The organism is Shumkonia mesophila (assembly GCF_026163695.1).
In the GTDB taxonomy this organism is placed as follows: Bacteria; Pseudomonadota; Alphaproteobacteria; order Rhodospirillales; family Shumkoniaceae; genus Shumkonia; species Shumkonia mesophila.
Window position 1 is genome coordinate 156,071 of the sequence record NZ_JAOTID010000003.1, and the last position, 15,575, is coordinate 171,645.

13 protein-coding genes are annotated in these 15,575 nt (G+C 61.9%); 7 read left to right on the forward strand and 6 right to left on the reverse strand.

Annotated elements, in window-relative coordinates; all coding sequences use genetic code 11:
• Positions 1 to 9: 9 nt before the first annotated feature.
• From ODR01_RS07255 to ODR01_RS07275, 5 genes are all read right to left on the reverse strand, one after another.
• Positions 10 to 1,890 carry a PAS domain-containing protein gene (locus ODR01_RS07255; protein WP_316976962.1) on the reverse strand — a complete coding sequence of 627 codons (1,881 nt, stop codon included), beginning with the start codon at positions 1,888 to 1,890 and terminating at the stop codon, positions 10 to 12.
• Positions 1,891 to 1,928: 38 nt separating this feature from the next.
• Entirely contained in the window at positions 1,929 to 2,324 is a 396-nt protein-coding gene (locus ODR01_RS07260) for a response regulator (RefSeq protein WP_316976963.1), read from the reverse strand.
• 18 nt (positions 2,325 to 2,342) lie between these two features.
• The gene (locus ODR01_RS07265) at positions 2,343 to 5,468 is read right to left on the reverse strand and encodes a CHASE domain-containing protein (protein ID WP_316976964.1); all 3,126 of its coding nucleotides are present in this window, start codon (positions 5,466 to 5,468) and stop codon (positions 2,343 to 2,345) included.
• A gap of 253 nt (positions 5,469 to 5,721) precedes the next feature.
• The gene (locus ODR01_RS07270) at positions 5,722 to 6,867 is read right to left on the reverse strand and encodes an HD-GYP domain-containing protein (RefSeq protein WP_316976965.1); all 1,146 of its coding nucleotides are present in this window, start codon (positions 6,865 to 6,867) and stop codon (positions 5,722 to 5,724) included.
• 14 nt (positions 6,868 to 6,881) lie between these two features.
• Positions 6,882 to 8,519, reverse strand: a complete 1,638-nt coding sequence (locus ODR01_RS07275) for a hypothetical protein (protein WP_316976966.1) — start codon at positions 8,517 to 8,519, stop codon at positions 6,882 to 6,884.
• Between the two features lie 230 nt (positions 8,520 to 8,749).
• On the opposite strand from ODR01_RS07275, the gene ODR01_RS07280 reads away from it, so the two are divergent.
• Both ODR01_RS07280 and ODR01_RS07285 read left to right on the forward strand, forming a co-directional pair.
• Positions 8,750 to 9,109 (forward strand): response regulator, encoded by a 360-nt coding sequence (locus ODR01_RS07280; RefSeq protein ID WP_316976967.1) that lies wholly within the window; start codon positions 8,750 to 8,752, stop codon positions 9,107 to 9,109.
• Positions 9,110 to 9,179: 70 nt separating this feature from the next.
• Positions 9,180 to 9,551: a response regulator gene (locus tag ODR01_RS07285; RefSeq protein WP_316976968.1), complete on the forward strand. Its 372-nt coding sequence runs from the start codon at positions 9,180 to 9,182 to the stop codon at positions 9,549 to 9,551.
• 4 nt (positions 9,552 to 9,555) lie between these two features.
• Here the strand turns inward: ODR01_RS07285 and ODR01_RS07290 are convergent, their stop codons facing one another.
• Entirely contained in the window at positions 9,556 to 10,584 is a 1,029-nt protein-coding gene (locus tag ODR01_RS07290) for a LacI family DNA-binding transcriptional regulator (RefSeq protein WP_316976969.1), read from the reverse strand.
• A 196-nt stretch (positions 10,585 to 10,780) separates the two neighbouring features.
• Here ODR01_RS07290 and ODR01_RS07295 point away from each other — a divergent pair, with 196 nt between their 5' ends.
• The 5 genes from ODR01_RS07295 (at position 10,781) to hisD (ending at position 15,547) form a co-directional block, all read left to right on the forward strand.
• On the forward strand, positions 10,781 to 11,107 hold the full coding sequence (locus ODR01_RS07295) for a hypothetical protein (RefSeq protein WP_316976970.1): 327 nt from the start codon (positions 10,781 to 10,783) through the stop codon (positions 11,105 to 11,107).
• Positions 11,108 to 11,126: 19 nt separating this feature from the next.
• Positions 11,127 to 12,287 (forward strand): TRAP transporter substrate-binding protein, encoded by a 1,161-nt coding sequence (locus ODR01_RS07300; protein WP_316976971.1) that lies wholly within the window; start codon positions 11,127 to 11,129, stop codon positions 12,285 to 12,287.
• A 62-nt stretch (positions 12,288 to 12,349) separates the two neighbouring features.
• Complete coding sequence (locus ODR01_RS07305) at positions 12,350 to 12,865, forward strand: TRAP transporter small permease (protein WP_316976972.1); 516 nt, start codon at positions 12,350 to 12,352, stop codon at positions 12,863 to 12,865.
• Positions 12,866 to 12,872: 7 nt separating this feature from the next.
• Positions 12,873 to 14,183 (forward strand): TRAP transporter large permease, encoded by a 1,311-nt coding sequence (locus tag ODR01_RS07310; protein WP_316976973.1) that lies wholly within the window; start codon positions 12,873 to 12,875, stop codon positions 14,181 to 14,183.
• A 62-nt stretch (positions 14,184 to 14,245) separates the two neighbouring features.
• On the forward strand, positions 14,246 to 15,547 hold the full coding sequence (gene hisD / locus ODR01_RS07315; RefSeq protein ID WP_316976974.1) for a histidinol dehydrogenase: 1,302 nt from the start codon (positions 14,246 to 14,248) through the stop codon (positions 15,545 to 15,547).
• Positions 15,548 to 15,575: the final 28 nt, after the last annotated feature.

Sequence of the window (15,575 nt, forward strand, 5' to 3'; positions counted from 1 at the left end):
ATCGCCCCGTCAGGTCAACGACGGGGCGGGTTTTGGATCGGTGCCGGAAGGGAAAGAGCTGCCTTGGGTCAGGTTGGTCCCGGCTTTTCCCTCTTCCATCAATGGAAAGTAGACGTCCACCCGGGTTCCCGCGTCCGGCTTGCTGAAGACGCGGACGGCGCCGTCGTGACGGGTCGCAATGGCATTAACGGTGGTCAGCCCCATGCCGATTCCCGCGCCGGCCTCTTTGGTTGTAAAGAAGGGATCGAGAACCCTTTCCAGATTGTCCGCGGAAATGCCCTTTCCCGTGTCGCGGACGGAAATCCGCGCGTACGGTCCCGCCTTGAGTTCCGGAAGGTCGCGAATGGCTTTGCCGTCCAGGTCAAGACGCTCAAGAGAGAGCGTCACCTCTCCGGGTTTGCCCTCGAGCGCCTCGGTTGAATTCGTCACGAGATTGACGACAACCGTTCGGATCTGGCTACCCACGGCCCGCACGGCGCCGACGTCGGGTACCATCTGGCACCGGAAATCGGCATTGGCGGGAAGGGTCGAGCGCAGGAGTTTGGCGGTTTCGTCGACCAACGTTCCCATATCGACGACCGTCTTTTCCTCGTCGTCCTCGCGGCTGAAGGTGAGGATCTGACGCACGATCTCGGCGGCACGGTCGCTGGCCTCCACGATCTTGCCGAGGCGCAATCTTTCCGGGCTGTTTTCGGGCGCGCGTTTCTCGGCCATCTTGCTGAGCGCCGTTATGGGGAGCAGCAGATTGTTCAATTCGTGCGCGATCCCGCCGGCCAGGCTGCCCAGCGCCCTTGCTCGCTGGGCGTGACGCAACTGCTTCTCGGCAGCCAGGCGGTCGGTGATGTCGAGGAATATGCAAAGGAGGCCCGTCACGTTTCCGGCCGCGTCCCTCAACGGCAGCTTGCTGCTCAGATGTGTGGCCACCGTGCCGTCGGCGCGCAGGTGGGTGTCCTCGAAGTTGACCAGGGCCCTCCCTTCCTCGATGACGGTCTTGTCCGTCGCGGCCAACAACGTGGCCTCATCCTTGTCGCGGGCCAAGTCGAACGCCGTTTTGCCGATAATGTCCTCGCGCTTATCGAGGTACCAGTTACGTACCGCCGTGGAGTTGCACCCCGCATAGGTCAGGTCACGATTCTTCCAGAAGATGCCATGCGGAATGGTCTCGATGATCGTATCCAGGAGTTGCCGCTGGGCAACCAGCTCCTGTTCGGCTTGCTTGCGTTCGGTGATGTCGCGGACAATGCCGATAATGCCGATGATGTTTCCCTCGCCGTCACGGTAGGGCGTCTTGAAGGCGCGAACGATCCGTTCGCCGCCCTTGAAGGGAATCGTCTCCTCGATCTCGGTGGAGATTCCGGTTTCCATGATGGCACGTTCCCTCGCCACCATCTCGGAGGCGAAATCGGGAGGCAGCAGGTCCGCGGCCTTCTTGCCGATCAGGTCCTCGGGCGCGAGCCCGAAGTTGCGCGCCGTCGTCGGATTGACCAGGATGAAGCGGCCCTCGCGATCCTTGACGAAAACGGCGTTCGAACTGGCTTTGATCACGGCGTCGAGGACGAAGTTTTTGTTCCAAAGTTCGCGCGTGCGTTTAGCAACCCGCAATTCCAGGTCGTCGTGGGCTTTCTTCAGTTCGGCGGTCCGCCTGCGCATGATGCGGTGCAGGATGACGATCCAGGTGAATGCCGCTCCACCCAGCACGCCGATGCCGATCGAGCCCCACAGCACGACTTTGGCCGGAACGCCCTTCGGATCGTCGGCACCGCTGCCGGCGACGATCTGCGAAGGCCGGTCGGGCTCGTCCGCCGACGTTCCCGGCGGGGAAAGAAAACCCACGACCACCACAAGGATAACGGCGGCCCGCCTTGCCAAGGTCAGCATCGAGCGATCCATCAAGAACCTCTTATGGCACCGCTGGGGGTGTCCTTTCATCAGCTCGCCGACGGCAAATCCGTTTTACCCGTTCCCAGGCAAACGGCGAGGACTTTCAACAGATCCTCCTCCGAGAACGGTTTGGTGAGCACCGCGTTCGCTCCACATTGCTTGGCCAATTCCAGGAGATCGGTGTTTCGGGTCCGCCCGCTTCCGGAGACCGCGAGGATGGGGATACCCGGATCTTTCTCGCGGATTTCGCCAATCAGCTGTGCTCCCTCTTTGTGGGGCATGATCATGTCGGTGATCACCAGATCGAACCTCCGCGAGCTTTGCAGCGCCAAACCGGCGGCTCCGTCGCTGGCGGTGGCCACCGTGTGGCCGGCGTCTTCCAGGATCTCCCTCATGGTGAAAAGGGCCAGTTCTTCGTCGTCGATCACCAGGATGTCCGCCATTGGTCTTTTCCTTCGCGTTCACGTGGCAGGGTGTTCGCCGCCCACATCAGCCGCCGCCGAAGCCACCCCTACGTCTCCTGCGTCATGCAGGGGAAGATAAATCTGGAAAGTCGTTCCCACGCCGACCCGGCTTTCCACGATGATTTCCCCGCCATGCTTAAGGATGATCGTCCGCACCATGGACAAGCCCAATCCGGTACCCTCTCCCTTGGCCTTGGTCGTGAAATAGGGCTCGAAGATCTTCACCAGCTTGTCGGGCTCGATCCCTTTCCCGGTGTCGCTTATGGTCAAACGGGCATAGCGTCCGGCGTCAATGCTCGAAGCCAGCCCCTTGAGAGGTGAGGATAAAAGAACGCCTTCCAACGCGATCCGAAGATCGCCCGGCTTTTGTCCCATCGCATCCGCGGCATTCTTGGCGAGGTTGAGGATCACCGTCTCGATCTGTGCGCGGTCGCATTCGACGGCGCCAAGATCAGGCTCGATCCGGACGTCCAGCGCGACAGACCGGGAAAGCGTCGATTTCAGGAGATTGACGGTTTCCACGGTAATCTCGGAGATGCCGTGTGTGCGCACTTCCCCTTCGTCGGTTCGGCTGAACGAAAGAATTTGCTGGGCCAGGCTTTGGGCCCGCTGGGTCGCCTCCAGGACCCGCTCAAGCCGCCGGTGACCCTTGCTCTGCGGTTCCATTTCCTTGAGGACCATTTCCGTCAACGTGCCGATCGGCAGCAGCATGTTGTTGAAGTCATGGGCAATGCCTCCGGCCAGGTTGCCCAGAGAGTCCATCTTGTCGGCATGCCGCAGGCGCCGCTCCGTCTCCAGCCGTTCGGTGACGTCTTCCTGGATGCCGATGAAGTGCGTGATCTTGCCCTCTCCGTCGAACACCGGCGAAATAGCGGCCTCGCCCCAGAAAAGCGAGCCGTCCTTCCGCCTGTTGTGGAATAGGCCTCGCCATTCCTTGCCGCTTTTGATGGTTTTCCAAAGGTCCTCGTAGTCCTGGGCCCCGGTTTCGCCCGACTTCAGGAGGGTCGGCTTTGCTCCCACCGCTTCGCCCAAACTGTAGCCGGTGATCTCGACGAACTTGGGATTGACGTACTCGATCGTTCCCTCGGCATTGGTCACGATGATTATGGCCGGGCTTTGCTCGACCGCTCGGGCCAGTTTGCGCATCTCGACCTCGGCCTTCTCGTGATCGGCCTTGGTCCGCAGAGCCGCGATGCCGAAGGCCATGTCGCCTGCGAGTTCCTGGAGAAGCGCCACCGCGTCGCTGCCGAAGGCGTCGGGACTGTCGCCAAACACCGCCAGAACCCCGACGGTCCGCTCGCCGGAAGACAACGGAAACGCCGCCATGACGTTGGCCTCGCCGTCGTCAACGACGGGGCCACCGGCCAAGGGATCGTCCTTGTCCGCGATCACCCGCGTCTTGGGGATATCGACGGCGGCGACGATCGGACAGGCCGGACCATCCCATGGAATCTGGAAGATGCCAGCTGTTTCGGGGAGGCGACCGAATTGGGCAATCGGACGGATCTCGTCCGGCTTGCCCGGTTCGGTGATCCCCACCATGGCGCCGACGTAGCCGCCGGTCTCGACAATGGTACGGCAGACGCTGGCGACGAGCGCCTTCTCGCTTTCGGATCGGACGAGGATCTCATTGCAGCGGCTGAGCGTCCGGTAGGCGCGATTGAGGTTATGGAGTTCCCGTTCCGTCCGCTTCCGTGCCGTAATGTCGGTGGCGATGGTCCCGATTCGGACCACCCTGCCGGCGTCATCGAGGATCGGAAATTTGGTAATGATATAAGTCCCGATTTCGTCGTCGGCGGCGCGCCACTCTCGCTCCTTTACGATCGGCAGCCTGCTTTCGATGACCTCTCTTTCATGCTCGGCCATCAGCCTGCGGCGCTCCGCGTCGTTCGGAAAAATGTCGGACGACGCCTTGCCGATCACATCCTTCTCGTTGACGTGCTTCAGAAATGCGGTGTTGGCGATCAGATACCGCCCGTCGATGTCCTTAAGCACGGTGGCGTTGGGCGAGTTGTCCAGAAACGAGCGAAACAGGTTTTCGCTTTCCTTCACGGATTGCAGGGCTGCCCTGCGGTCACTGCTGCGCTGCATTGCCGTCTTGGCGAAACCCGCGAGGAGAATCGTAACCGTAAGCCCGCCGCCCAGGACCATCCAGGGATTGGCGCTTTTCTTCGTGTACTCGTAGGCCGTTGTCGGCAACGCCACCAGGCGCCAGTGGCGCCCGACGACATCGAGGGTCCTTTCGACGCTGATGCCACTTTGAAGATCGGTGGGGTCATCGACCGTCCCGCCTTTGGGGTAGAGAAGCTGGTTGCCGGCGGCGGTCATGTCGAAGATGCGGACCTCCATATGGCGGTCTTGCGATGAGGCATGCAGCGGCTCCATGCCCTGCTCGACGAGGTCGCCGATGCGAAAAACCGCGCTTACGAAGCCAACCAGATCCCTTCGGCGGTCCTCGACGGTGCGGGGCTGCGTTTCTTTCCGGTAGATTGGCCGGAAGATCGTGACCCCGTATTGATTCCCGGCTTCCGGTTCGAGGACGACACGCCCCGTGGCGATCGGTTTGCTGGTGTCGCGAGCCTGGGCGAGGGCGACGAAACGCCGCGCGTCGGACCCGACATCGAAAAGAACCGCCGGTTCGTTGCCGCTCAGCGGTTCGACATAAAAGACGGGAAAGTGCTCGTCGCGGTTCGCGGCAACCACCGGCCGTTCCTGCGCCGCGCGCTCCGTGATTCCCGTTTCGGATATGCCGTCCCGCCGGGCCTTCTCTTCATAGTCCCGCCGCTCTTCCCCGGGCACCCTGGGAATCCACGCCAGGGTTTGAATGGTCGTATGGCTACGCAACAAAGAGCCGGCAAAGGTTTGGAACTCAGTTCGGCTCACCTCTGCGTCGGTTTCAAAGAATACGGCCAGGGCGTCCAATGCGAAGAGGTTGTTCCGAAGGCTGGCTTCGATGGAGATGAGGTGGTTGCGCAGGTGATCTTCGGCTTCGCGCACCAGTCTGGAGCGGTCGATCTGCATGGAGGCCCATGACAGTCCGACCGACAGCATCCCACCCACCACAAGAACAGAGGCCAATACGGAAAATGGGGTGCTCAAAATCCGGAAAGTTCGCGCGATCATCGTCTTTCTCGTTGTGCAGACGCATCGGGTGGCGCGCCGACGGTCATGGATCGATTCTTCCCCATCGGTCTCTCGGCTCCGGATTGGCGGTGGCCACCCGGGGAAAGCCTGATGATGCGACCCTAACAGCGAGGTGTTTCAGGATGATTTCGATAACTGGAAATCAGGTAATGAATCGTTGCCAAAGTGTGTCATATTAGAAGAATTATTAAATACGAAATATCGCTCTGATATATAATTATGTTCTTGGAATCTACTCGGTTCCCCACGATCCGCGGTGCGGACCCGAGGCGCTATCGTGGACGGACAATCGCGAAGCGGGTTCCTCGCCGAATAGAAGCTTTGCTCCCAGGCGGGCGAACAACGCACAGCAGGCGTCGACCACCGCGGCGTCATAGCCCCGTCCCCGACCGGCCCTGATTTCCTCGAGCGCGGCCGCGACGCCTAAGGCGGGGCGGTAGGGGCGGTGGGCAGCTATGGCTTCGACGACATCGGCGACGGCGATGATTCGCGCCTCCAATATGATGTCATCGCCGGCCAGCCCGTTCGGATAGCCGGAGCCGTCCAGGCGTTCGTGGTGCTGGACGATCATCGACCCGATCGGCCAGGAAAAGTCGATGCCCTGGACCATTTCCTGTCCGGCTGCCGGGTGAATGCGGATCAGGTTCATCTCCTCCGGGCGCAGGCGCCCTGGCTTGGCGAGAATCTCGACCGGAACCTGGATCTTGCCGATGTCATGGATGAGCGAGCCGATGTGCAGGCCTTGCAGCCGATGGCGCGACAGGCCGATCTCCCGCCCGATGGCTATCGACAGGGCGGCGACCCGGCGCTGATGACCGGCGGTGTAGGGATCGCGTTTTTCCAAGGCCGCCGCCATCGCCTGGACGGCGGCAAGCAGGGAGGTTTCGAATTTACGCAGGAACACGCCGCTTATCCGCTGGGCATGGTGCAATTCCATTTCGGCTTTGCGGTTCGCGATCGAGCGCGCCGCCAGGGCGGCCAGCCCCTCCAGCAACGAAATCGTATCGGGCGCGGGAGAGGCATGGGCGGCAAAGCCGATGACCAGAATGCCCGAAGCGCCGTCGTCCAGGGAGAAGGGCAAGGCCAACTGTCCGCCGGCCATTTTCCCATTCGACGGACCTAGGGCGGTCTTCCCTGTGGAAAGAGCGCGTTCCGCCGCCCCTTCGGATGCCGCAAGGGTATGCCGGACGGGTGGGACGGGGTGCCCGGCCTGCCCCATGACGACCACCCGGCAGTCGTCGATCCCATCGCGATAGCCGACCCAAGCGAATTCGAACCCCGCCTCGTGGACGATCGCCTGGCAGATTTGCGGCAACAGTTCGCTTTCCTGTCCCCCGGCAATCAGCAGATTGTTGATCTGCCGAACCAGGCCCAGCAAGCGTTTCTCCAAGGCTAGGGGGTTCGGCATGATGCGTCGTCGGTGGTTGACGATTGGTCTCCGGGATACAGCATCGCCGTATCGAACTCGGCGATCCGCAACGGCTGGTCGGTAGGCGGTGCGATCAGGTCGCCACCGACATAGTCGATACCGCTCACAACCGTTGCCGTCGTGAGGCTCAGGCTGGGAATGCCGTAAGCATAGGTATGCAGTTTGGCGCCTTCCGCGGCTTCTGCGAACTGCTCAAGACCCTGCATGATGTCCGCTTCCGGGCCCAGGTATTGGCTCATGTCGATGCCCACGGCATGGACGCCGAGGTTGCGCCACCGTCGGAACCGTTGATCGACCAAGCTCGCGCGCAGAAGGATGGCACGCGAGAAGGGGCGAAGCTGATTGATCCGTTCCTCGAGCCGGAAGGTGACGAGGTCCGGAGGAATCCCGATGATTTCGGGGACCAGAAACTTTCGCGCGCCTTCCGGCAGTTGCGAACAGATATGCAGATAAAGCGTCCGCAAGTTGGTCCGGTCGAGCGTGGCGAAGCGGACCGGCACGATCACGATGGCTTGGCCGCCGCCGTTCATTGCGCGGTGGATGTCGCGCACCGCGATGTCCATCAGCGGCAGGTCCGCCAGTCCAGGTTGGTCGGTCCGGATCAACACCTCCCTCAAAGGAGAATCGTTGGTCAACGTGCGGGATGCGTCGGTGACGGGCGAAAAACCGCGCAGGACATAAGCGGTAAGCAATCGATTGCGGATGCGCCAGAGCGGTTGGTAGGACCATGACCATCCGGCGGGCATTGCCCTCGCCTCATCGGGATCGAACTGTCCCCGTTTGCTGGCCGCCTCCGCCACCGCCTGGTTCCATGTATTGACGAGTCCCGCCGACGGCTTCGTCCGGAAGGACAGGTTCCGGCCGGCCTCGCTCGGACCGGGTGCCGTCGCCGCAGGGCCTTTCCGGGAACTCCCGGTTTTTGCGTCTGCCGGCTTGAGGCGCCGGGCGATCTCGTTGGCGATGGCATCGCGCTTCAATTGGGCGAGCGAGCGGTCCAATTCCGGAAAAATGAGCAGGATCTTCGCGTTCGACAGCCGGGTAAAGAACCCGTTGATGGCCAGGAAATCCTCCAGAACGTCTCTGACCGTCTGGTCGATGCGCTTTGACAGCGTCTTCTCGTCGCCCGGGGCGCCGAACAGGATCTCGGGGATGTCGAGATTCACCACCACCGTCGGCCGGGGGCCGTTGTGCATGGTCTCGAAATCCTGCCGGCTGATCTCGTGCGACAGGCGCCTGCCAGCTTTTGAAGGGATTCGGCTGATCCGGTCCTGAATCTGCCGTTCGATGTCCTTAAGGATGGCCGCATGCTTGAGGTCGGCGAAAGAATTCGGAAGATTGAGGTAGGCCACGTCGTAGACGCCATCCGCGATGGTGACGTACCAACCGCCCGACGCCAGGTATTCTTCAAGGACGGCGACCGCTATCTTGTGGAGTTGGCCCGGCACACGCTTGCGGATCAGGCGAAGATTCGGGAACAGGTCCGGCAGGGAAATGCGCCGGAAGGACTGCGCGACCCCGGGACCGTATTGTTCGATGAGGCTCTGCTGGGAGCGTTCGCGTCCGGTCGCATTCGGCGTCGCTGTCGGGGGTGTCTTTCTCATCGTTCCGCGCATCGAAAGACGGTCATCACCACATCGCCTCTGCCGTACAAATCGACGTCATCCGTAAACTAGAGTACACTCGGATCGAGCATTTTGTAAAACGCCGAGCCCGGCTGTTTTCACTTGGCTCTTGCGGCCGGGAAATTCCATCTCAGCTTTGGGCGGAGCCGGCGCAAACGCCATGGAGATGGGCGGCGGCTGGCGACTGCCGATTGAGGACGAAAAGATCCATGGCCCGCATCTTGATCGTTGACGATGACGATCTCGCCCGTTTCACCCTGCGCGAGATCCTTGAGAGCGTGGGCCACGAAGTGTCCGAGGCCGCAACCGGCGATGCCTGTTTGGAAATGCAGGAAGCCACGCCCTTCGACGTCGTCGTTACGGACATCATCATGCCAGGCAAGGGGGGAATCGAGACAGTGATGGAACTGAAACGGACCTATCCGGAGCTCCGCGTAATCGCGATATCCGGGGGCGGACGAACCCACAACATGTCCTATCTGGATTTCGCCAGCCGGTTCGGCGCGGATGCCACCCTCTCCAAGCCCTTTACCAGCGACGAACTGCTCGCCGTGGTCAGTGGCACGTAGATCTGTTGTTCATGGTCGACATCGTGTCCACGGCACGGAAGACGGCGCAACCCGGCAGCAAGGGGGCAACATGGCACGCGTTCTGGTGATCGACGACGAAGAATTGGCCCGCTTCACGATGAGGGAGATCCTCGAGGCAGCGGGCCATGCGGTAGAGGAGGCCAAGAACGGAGCCCAAGGGATTTCGCTTCAACGATCCCAACAGTTCGATATTGTCATCACCGATATCATCATGCCGGAAAAAGAGGGTGTGCAGACCATCATCGAACTGCAGCGCGATTTTCCGACGCTGCCGATCGTTGCGATTTCTGGGGGCGGGCGTACGCGCAATCTCGATTTCCTCAAACTCGCGCAACAGTATGGCGCCAGGAAGATCCTGCCCAAGCCCTTCTCCGAGGAAGACCTGCTGAACGCCGTCGAAGACTGCCTCACGTCGGCCTGAACGGCTACTGGCGGTGTGGGGGGGCTGTCGTTCCCCGGACGATGAGACTCGCTTCCAGTTCCGTGGCATTCGGCGGTTTCTCCCCGGCCAAGCGAGCCAGCAGATATTCGGCGGCACCCTTTCCCATGCGCACTGACGGCACGTGCATGGTGGTCAACGGCGGGTCCACCTGGCTGGCCAAATCCAGGTCGTCGAAGCCGACGATCGATAGATCGAGGGGGACCTTCACGCCCAGGGTCCGAGCCTCGAAAAGGGCGCCGAAGGCGATGACGTCATTGCCGCAGATCACCGCAGTCGGTGGTGTCGGCCGATCGAACAACTGACGCAGGGCCTGCCTTCCCTCGCCGACGTCATAGTGCCGCTCGACGAGCAGGGCGTCCGGAAACTGCAGGCCCCGCTCGGTCATGGCCTGACGAACCCCGACGATGCGGTCCGCGGCGCGGTCGTTGTGCCGACTGACGCCGGCGATCATGGCGATGTCGCGGTGCCCGATATCGATCAGGTATGAAGCGATTCGGTGGGCAGCTTCCTTGTTCTTAAAACCGATGCAAGGATGGGGGCTGGCCTCGCGGAAGACCCAGGAGTTGACGTAGGGAAGCCCCTTGGCGTCGAGCATTGCGTAAAGCCTCGGATCGTGGGCCTCGCCGATCAGCATGAGGCCGTCGATCCCGCGCTCGATCAGTTTCCCGACCTGGGATACCTCGCGGGCCAGATCGTATTCGGACATGGCCAGCAGGAGGGTGTAGCCGTCCTCGCTGAGGCGCTGCTGCAGGGCTTCGATCCCCCGGGCAAAAATGGCGTTATCGAGCGTTGGGACAACGGCCCCTACGGTTTGCGAGCGTTGGCTGGCCAGGGCGCGCGCCGCACCATGGGGCACGTAGCCCAATCGGCGGATGGCCGCATGAACGCGTTCGGCCAGATCCGGACGAACCTTGGCCGGATCGTTGAGCGCCCGCGAAACGGTCGCCGTCGAAACCTCCGCTTCCTGGGCGACATCCAGCAGACGGACCGAGTGCCCCGCCCCATTCTGCAAGCGCTTTCTCTGACGCTTCGCTCCCATGAACATAGTTTGGCGCCAAATCAAAATCGGTGCAACTGTAAAAATGTTTTATAATCAAGTTGATAGAAGGGCAATTCTCAGGCTCGCCGGCAGAGATGCCTAAGATTCATGTTGACAATCCCGCCCACCCTCCCCCTAGAATGACGGAAAATGTAAGCGCTTACTTAAAATGGACGGCGCCATAAAGCGGTTGAAGAAACCGGAAATGGGGAGAGTGATGGCTGCGAGACAGCCGCGAACCACCGTCAAAGGGTTGGGCAATCTCTGCCTCGCCGCCTTCTGCGGCACGTTTGCCCTGTTCGCGGCCAACGTGCTGATCGGTCGCGGGCGTGCGGCCTTCGGCTGGGACATCCCGGTTCCGCTCGACGATATCGGCGAGTATCTGGCCCTCCTCCTTTCGGCATTTTTCTTCACCGTCGGCACCCTGATCCGTGAATACGTCGATGAAAACGCGGCCGGCGACGACCGGCCCGGCGAAACAATCAATCCACGGTAAACAGAGAGGAGTCCCGGTCATGGTCATGAAGAGACACGAGGAAGACAGCCTACGTTCGGAGGAGCGACGCAATTTTCTTGAGCTTGCAGGCAAGTTCGGCCTCACCACGGCAATCGTCGCCGGTGCGGCGGGCACCCTGTGGAGCCGTGAGGCCGCCGCCCAGTCGGCGCAGGAGGAGAAGGAACGCGAGGCGACAGCGAAACATGTCATGACCGTCGCCGCCGCCTATCGCATTGAAATGCAGCGGGCCTACCCCTTCATGCTTCTCGACACCAAAGAGAACATCCAGAACGCCACCGCCGGAAAGGTCTACGTCAAAATTTCGCCGGCCGGACAGCTCGGGGCGGGGACCCAACTCGTCGAAAAAGTGCAGTCGGGCACCATCCAGGCGGCCCAGCATTCCATTTCCAATTTTTCAGCCTTTGCCCCGGCCGTCGACCTGATCAACATCCCCTACTGGGTCGGCAAAAACCAAGAGTTCGTCAACCTGGTGACGTCCAAGACTTGGAAGGACGATGTGGACGCCAAGGTGCTGGAGAAGGGCTTCAAGCCCTTGTTCTATTTCTGCATCGATCCCCGCACGCTCGCCATCCGCAAGGGCCTGCGCAACGGGCCGGTCCGGACGCCCGAGGATCTCAAGGGCGTCAAGTTCCGCATCCCCGCGTCCAACATCCTCAAGGAGTTCTACCGCCTGTGCGGCGCCAATCCGACACCGGTGGCATGGGGCGAGACCGCCTCGGCGATCAAGCAGGGAGTCGCCGACGCCCTCGACCCCTCGGCCGGCGCCCTTTACGTCTTCGGCTTCAAGGACATTCTGTCCTACATCACCTTCAACCAGGCAGTGCCGGATAGCCAAGTCTACTCCTGCAATCTGCAATGGTTTAAGAGCCTGCCCAAGGACGTGCAGGAAGGCATCGAGAACGCCAGCGAGATCACCTTTGGTCAAAATCTTGCCCAGGTTCCCGCGTCGCGGGCCCACGCCATGGCCGAACTGACCAAGGCGGGCGTGAAGTTCCATACGCCAACGCCGGAAGAGCTCGCGAAATGGCAAGCCGCCTGCGGCTACCAGCGTCCCGAATGGGAGCCCACGAAGAAGGAGCTCGCCGGGTCGCTCGCGGCCTTCGATCGCCTGCTCGAAGCCGCCAAGACGCCAAGCAAGTTCTACGTCCACGACGTCTGACACATCCCTGAGACCCAAGCCGGGGCGGGTCCGCCCGCTCCGGCACACATGCCGGTGAATCCATGAGGACTCTGCTGAGACGGATCGACCAGGACGGCGAGCGATGGCTGCTGCTGTGGCTCTATGGCTACATCGTCATGGTCATCTTCATGGAAGTGATCCGCCGATTCGTCCTTTCCTATTCGTCGGTCTGGGGCGAGGAAACCGCCCGCTACGCCTTCGTCTACCTGGTCTGGATCGGCGCCGCGGCAGCCGTGCGCGAGCGGGCCCACATCCGGATCGACGTGATCACCCACCTGGTCGGCCAACGCGGGACCGCCATCCTTTACATCGCCTCCGACGTGCTGACCGGCGTTCTCGCGCTCTTCGCCCTCTATTGGTCGATGGACCCCGTGTTGACCTCGCTCAAATTTCATTCGGTCACCGATGGACTCCGGGTGCTGCGGGTATGGTTCCTGTTCGCCGTTCCTTTCGGTTTCTCGATCATGTTGCTGCGCGTCTTCCAATCGCTCGTGCGCGACGTGGGCAACTTCAGGGCCGGGCGTCCGACGTTCACCGGCGCCCGCCTGTTCGAATAGGGTCGTGATGTATCAACTCTATCAAGCGCCCGGCGTTTCGCTGGAACTCGGCTGGGATATCATTCTCCCAATTCTTGGGATGGTGGTCCTTCTGGGTTTCGCGGTGCCCGTCTGGGTGACCCTCGGTTTCGGGGCCATCGGCCTGCTCGTTTTCACCGACGTGCTGCCTCTTTCGCTGTTCGGCGAGTCCCTGTTCCAGGGAATCGACTCCTTCGCGCTCATCGCCATCCCCCTCTACATCCTGACCGGCGACGTACTGGTGCGTACCGGCCTTTCCAACAAGCTGCTCGACGTCGCCGAGGCCACCATGGGGAACCTGCGCTCGGGAATCGGCACCTCGACCGTGCTCGGCTGCGGCTTCTTCGCCTGCATATCGGGATCGGATGCGGCGGGAGCGGCGGCGGTCGGACGCATCACGCATGCCCGCCTGGTCGATCGGGGCTATCCCCGCGCCTACGCGTGCGCGCTGGTCGCCGCGGGGTCCTGCACCGGCATCCTCATCCCCCCCTCCATCGCCTACATCATTATCGGCCTGGTTCTTGGAATTTCGGCGTCGACCCTGTTTCTGGCGGCCTTCGTGCCGGGCGTGATGATCATGGCCTCCATCATGATCACCAACATCACGCTCAACCGCATCCACGGCTACGAGAATTCGCGCGCGCCATTCCATTTCCGCCACTGGCTGCGTACGGTTTGGGACGCCCGCTTTGCCCTGATGGTGCCGTTCATCATCCTTGGCGGTATTTACTCCGGTGTCTTCACGCCGACCGAGGCCGCCGCCGCCGCCGTCGTCATCACCATCGCCATCGGCCTTTTCCAGGGCACGCTTAAGATCGGCGACTTTCCGAGGATGCTGGCGGCATCCGCCAAGGTGAACGGGGTGATCGTCCCGATCATCGCCTTCTCGCTGCCCCTGGCCCAGGCGCTGGCCGTCCTCAACGTCCCCGAGGCGTTCGTTTTTGCCGTTACCTCGGTCACCGAGAACCCGGCCCTCATCATTCTCCTGATGATCGTCATCTTCATTCTCGCCGGCTGCGTGATGGAGACGACCCCCAACATCGTCATCCTGTCGCCGATCATGCTGCCGCTCGCCCAGCAGATCGGCATGAACGACATCCACTTCTGCATCTTCATGGTCACGTCCCTCGGCATCGGTTTCATCACGCCGCCGTTGGGGCTCAACCTGTTTGTCCTGTCGGGACTGACGGGCGAATCCGTTCTCAACATCGCGGGCCGCGCAATTCCCTATGTGCTGACCATGCTAGGCGTTGTGCTGATGCTCGCCTTCATTCCCGCATTGTCCCTGTGGGCCCTGTGATTCCCCGCGTCGAGCGGCGGCACCGGGCCTCGCTCCTGTAAGAAGCCAAGAGGAACGCCAAAATGACTGTCGAATATCTGAAGAAGGCCGAAAAAACCTCCGCCACCGGCGAGGACAACACCCGCCAGATCGTCACCGAGATGCTCGATAAGATCGAGAAGGGGGGCGAGGAGGCGGCGCGCAAGTACGGCCGCAAGCTGGATGGTTACGAGGGCGATATCGTGGTCGGGCGCGCCGAAATCGAGGCCGCCGCCGCGCAGGTGCCCCAGCAGCTCAAGGACGACATTCGCTATGCCCGCGACCATGTCATGAGCTTCGCCACCAAACAGCGGGATTCCGTCCGCGAGTTCGAGGTCGAACTGTCGCCGGGCGTCTATGCAGGCCAGCGGCTGATTCCCGTCACCACCGCCGGCTGTTATGTTCCCGGCGGCCGCTATGCGCATATCGCCTCGGCCATCATGAGCATCGCCACCGCCAAGGTTGCCGGCGTCAAGAACGTCATCGCGTGCTCGGCCCCCCATGCCGGCGGGGGCATCCACCCCGGAATCCTTTACACCATGAACCTGTGCGGGGCCGATACCATTCTGGCGCTCGGGGGTGTTCAGGGCATCGCGGCCATGGCGTTCGGGCTGTTTGGCGGTCATCCGGCGGACATTCTGGTCGGACCCGGCAACCGCTTCGTGGCGGAAGCCAAACGCATCCTGTTCGGCCGCGTCGGCATCGATCTGTTCGCCGGTCCCACCGAAATCCTGGTGATCGCCGACAAGGCAGCCGATCCCGAGATCGTCGCTTACGATCTGGTCGGCCAGGCCGAGCATGGTTTCGATTCCCCGGCCTGGCTCGTTGTCGACGACCGGGCGCTGGCGGCCAAGGTGATGGCCCGGGTGCCCGAACTGATCGCCGCCCTGCCCGACGTTCAACGCAAGGCGGCCGAGGCGGCCTGGCGCGACTACGGCGAGGTTGTGCTGTGTGCCGATCGCGAGGAAATGGCCTGCGTCAGCGACGACTACGCGCCGGAACATCTGGAGGTGCAGGCTACCGATTTGGACTGGTGGCTTAACCGTTTGCGCAATTACGGGTCGCTGTTCCTGGGCGAGGAAACAACCGTGGCCTTCGGCGACAAGTGCTCGGGAACCAATCATATCCTGCCGACCAAGGGGGTCGGTCGCTACACCGGCGGCCTGTTCGTCGGCAAATTCATCAAGACCGTGACCTACCAGCGCGCCACCCGCGAGGGTAACCGCGAAATGGCGCAGATCGCGGCCCGCATATCCCGCCTTGAAGGCATGGAAGGACATGCCCGCACTGGCGACGTCCGGCTGGCCAAGTACTTTTCCAAGGAGACCTTCAACCTTCAGCCGTGAGCGGCCTTTTGTCGGCGCCAGGCCGCTT

Coding starts and splice junctions, on each gene's coding strand:
- ODR01_RS07255 (WP_316976962.1), bottom strand. CDS start 1,890: ATGGATCGCTCGATGCTGACCTTGGCAAGGCGGGCCGCCGTTATCCTT.
- ODR01_RS07260 (WP_316976963.1), bottom strand. CDS start 2,324: ATGGCGGACATCCTGGTGATCGACGACGAAGAACTGGCCCTTTTCACC.
- ODR01_RS07265 (WP_316976964.1), bottom strand. CDS start 5,468: ATGATCGCGCGAACTTTCCGGATTTTGAGCACCCCATTTTCCGTATTG.
- ODR01_RS07275 (WP_316976966.1), bottom strand. CDS start 8,519: ATGAGAAAGACACCCCCGACAGCGACGCCGAATGCGACCGGACGCGAA.
- ODR01_RS07280 (WP_316976967.1), top strand. CDS start 8,750: ATGGCCCGCATCTTGATCGTTGACGATGACGATCTCGCCCGTTTCACC.
- ODR01_RS07285 (WP_316976968.1), top strand. CDS start 9,180: ATGGCACGCGTTCTGGTGATCGACGACGAAGAATTGGCCCGCTTCACG.
- ODR01_RS07295 (WP_316976970.1), top strand. CDS start 10,781: ATGGACGGCGCCATAAAGCGGTTGAAGAAACCGGAAATGGGGAGAGTG.
- ODR01_RS07300 (WP_316976971.1), top strand. CDS start 11,127: ATGGTCATGAAGAGACACGAGGAAGACAGCCTACGTTCGGAGGAGCGA.
- ODR01_RS07305 (WP_316976972.1), top strand. CDS start 12,350: ATGAGGACTCTGCTGAGACGGATCGACCAGGACGGCGAGCGATGGCTG.
- ODR01_RS07310 (WP_316976973.1), top strand. CDS start 12,873: ATGTATCAACTCTATCAAGCGCCCGGCGTTTCGCTGGAACTCGGCTGG.
- hisD (WP_316976974.1), top strand. CDS start 14,246: ATGACTGTCGAATATCTGAAGAAGGCCGAAAAAACCTCCGCCACCGGC.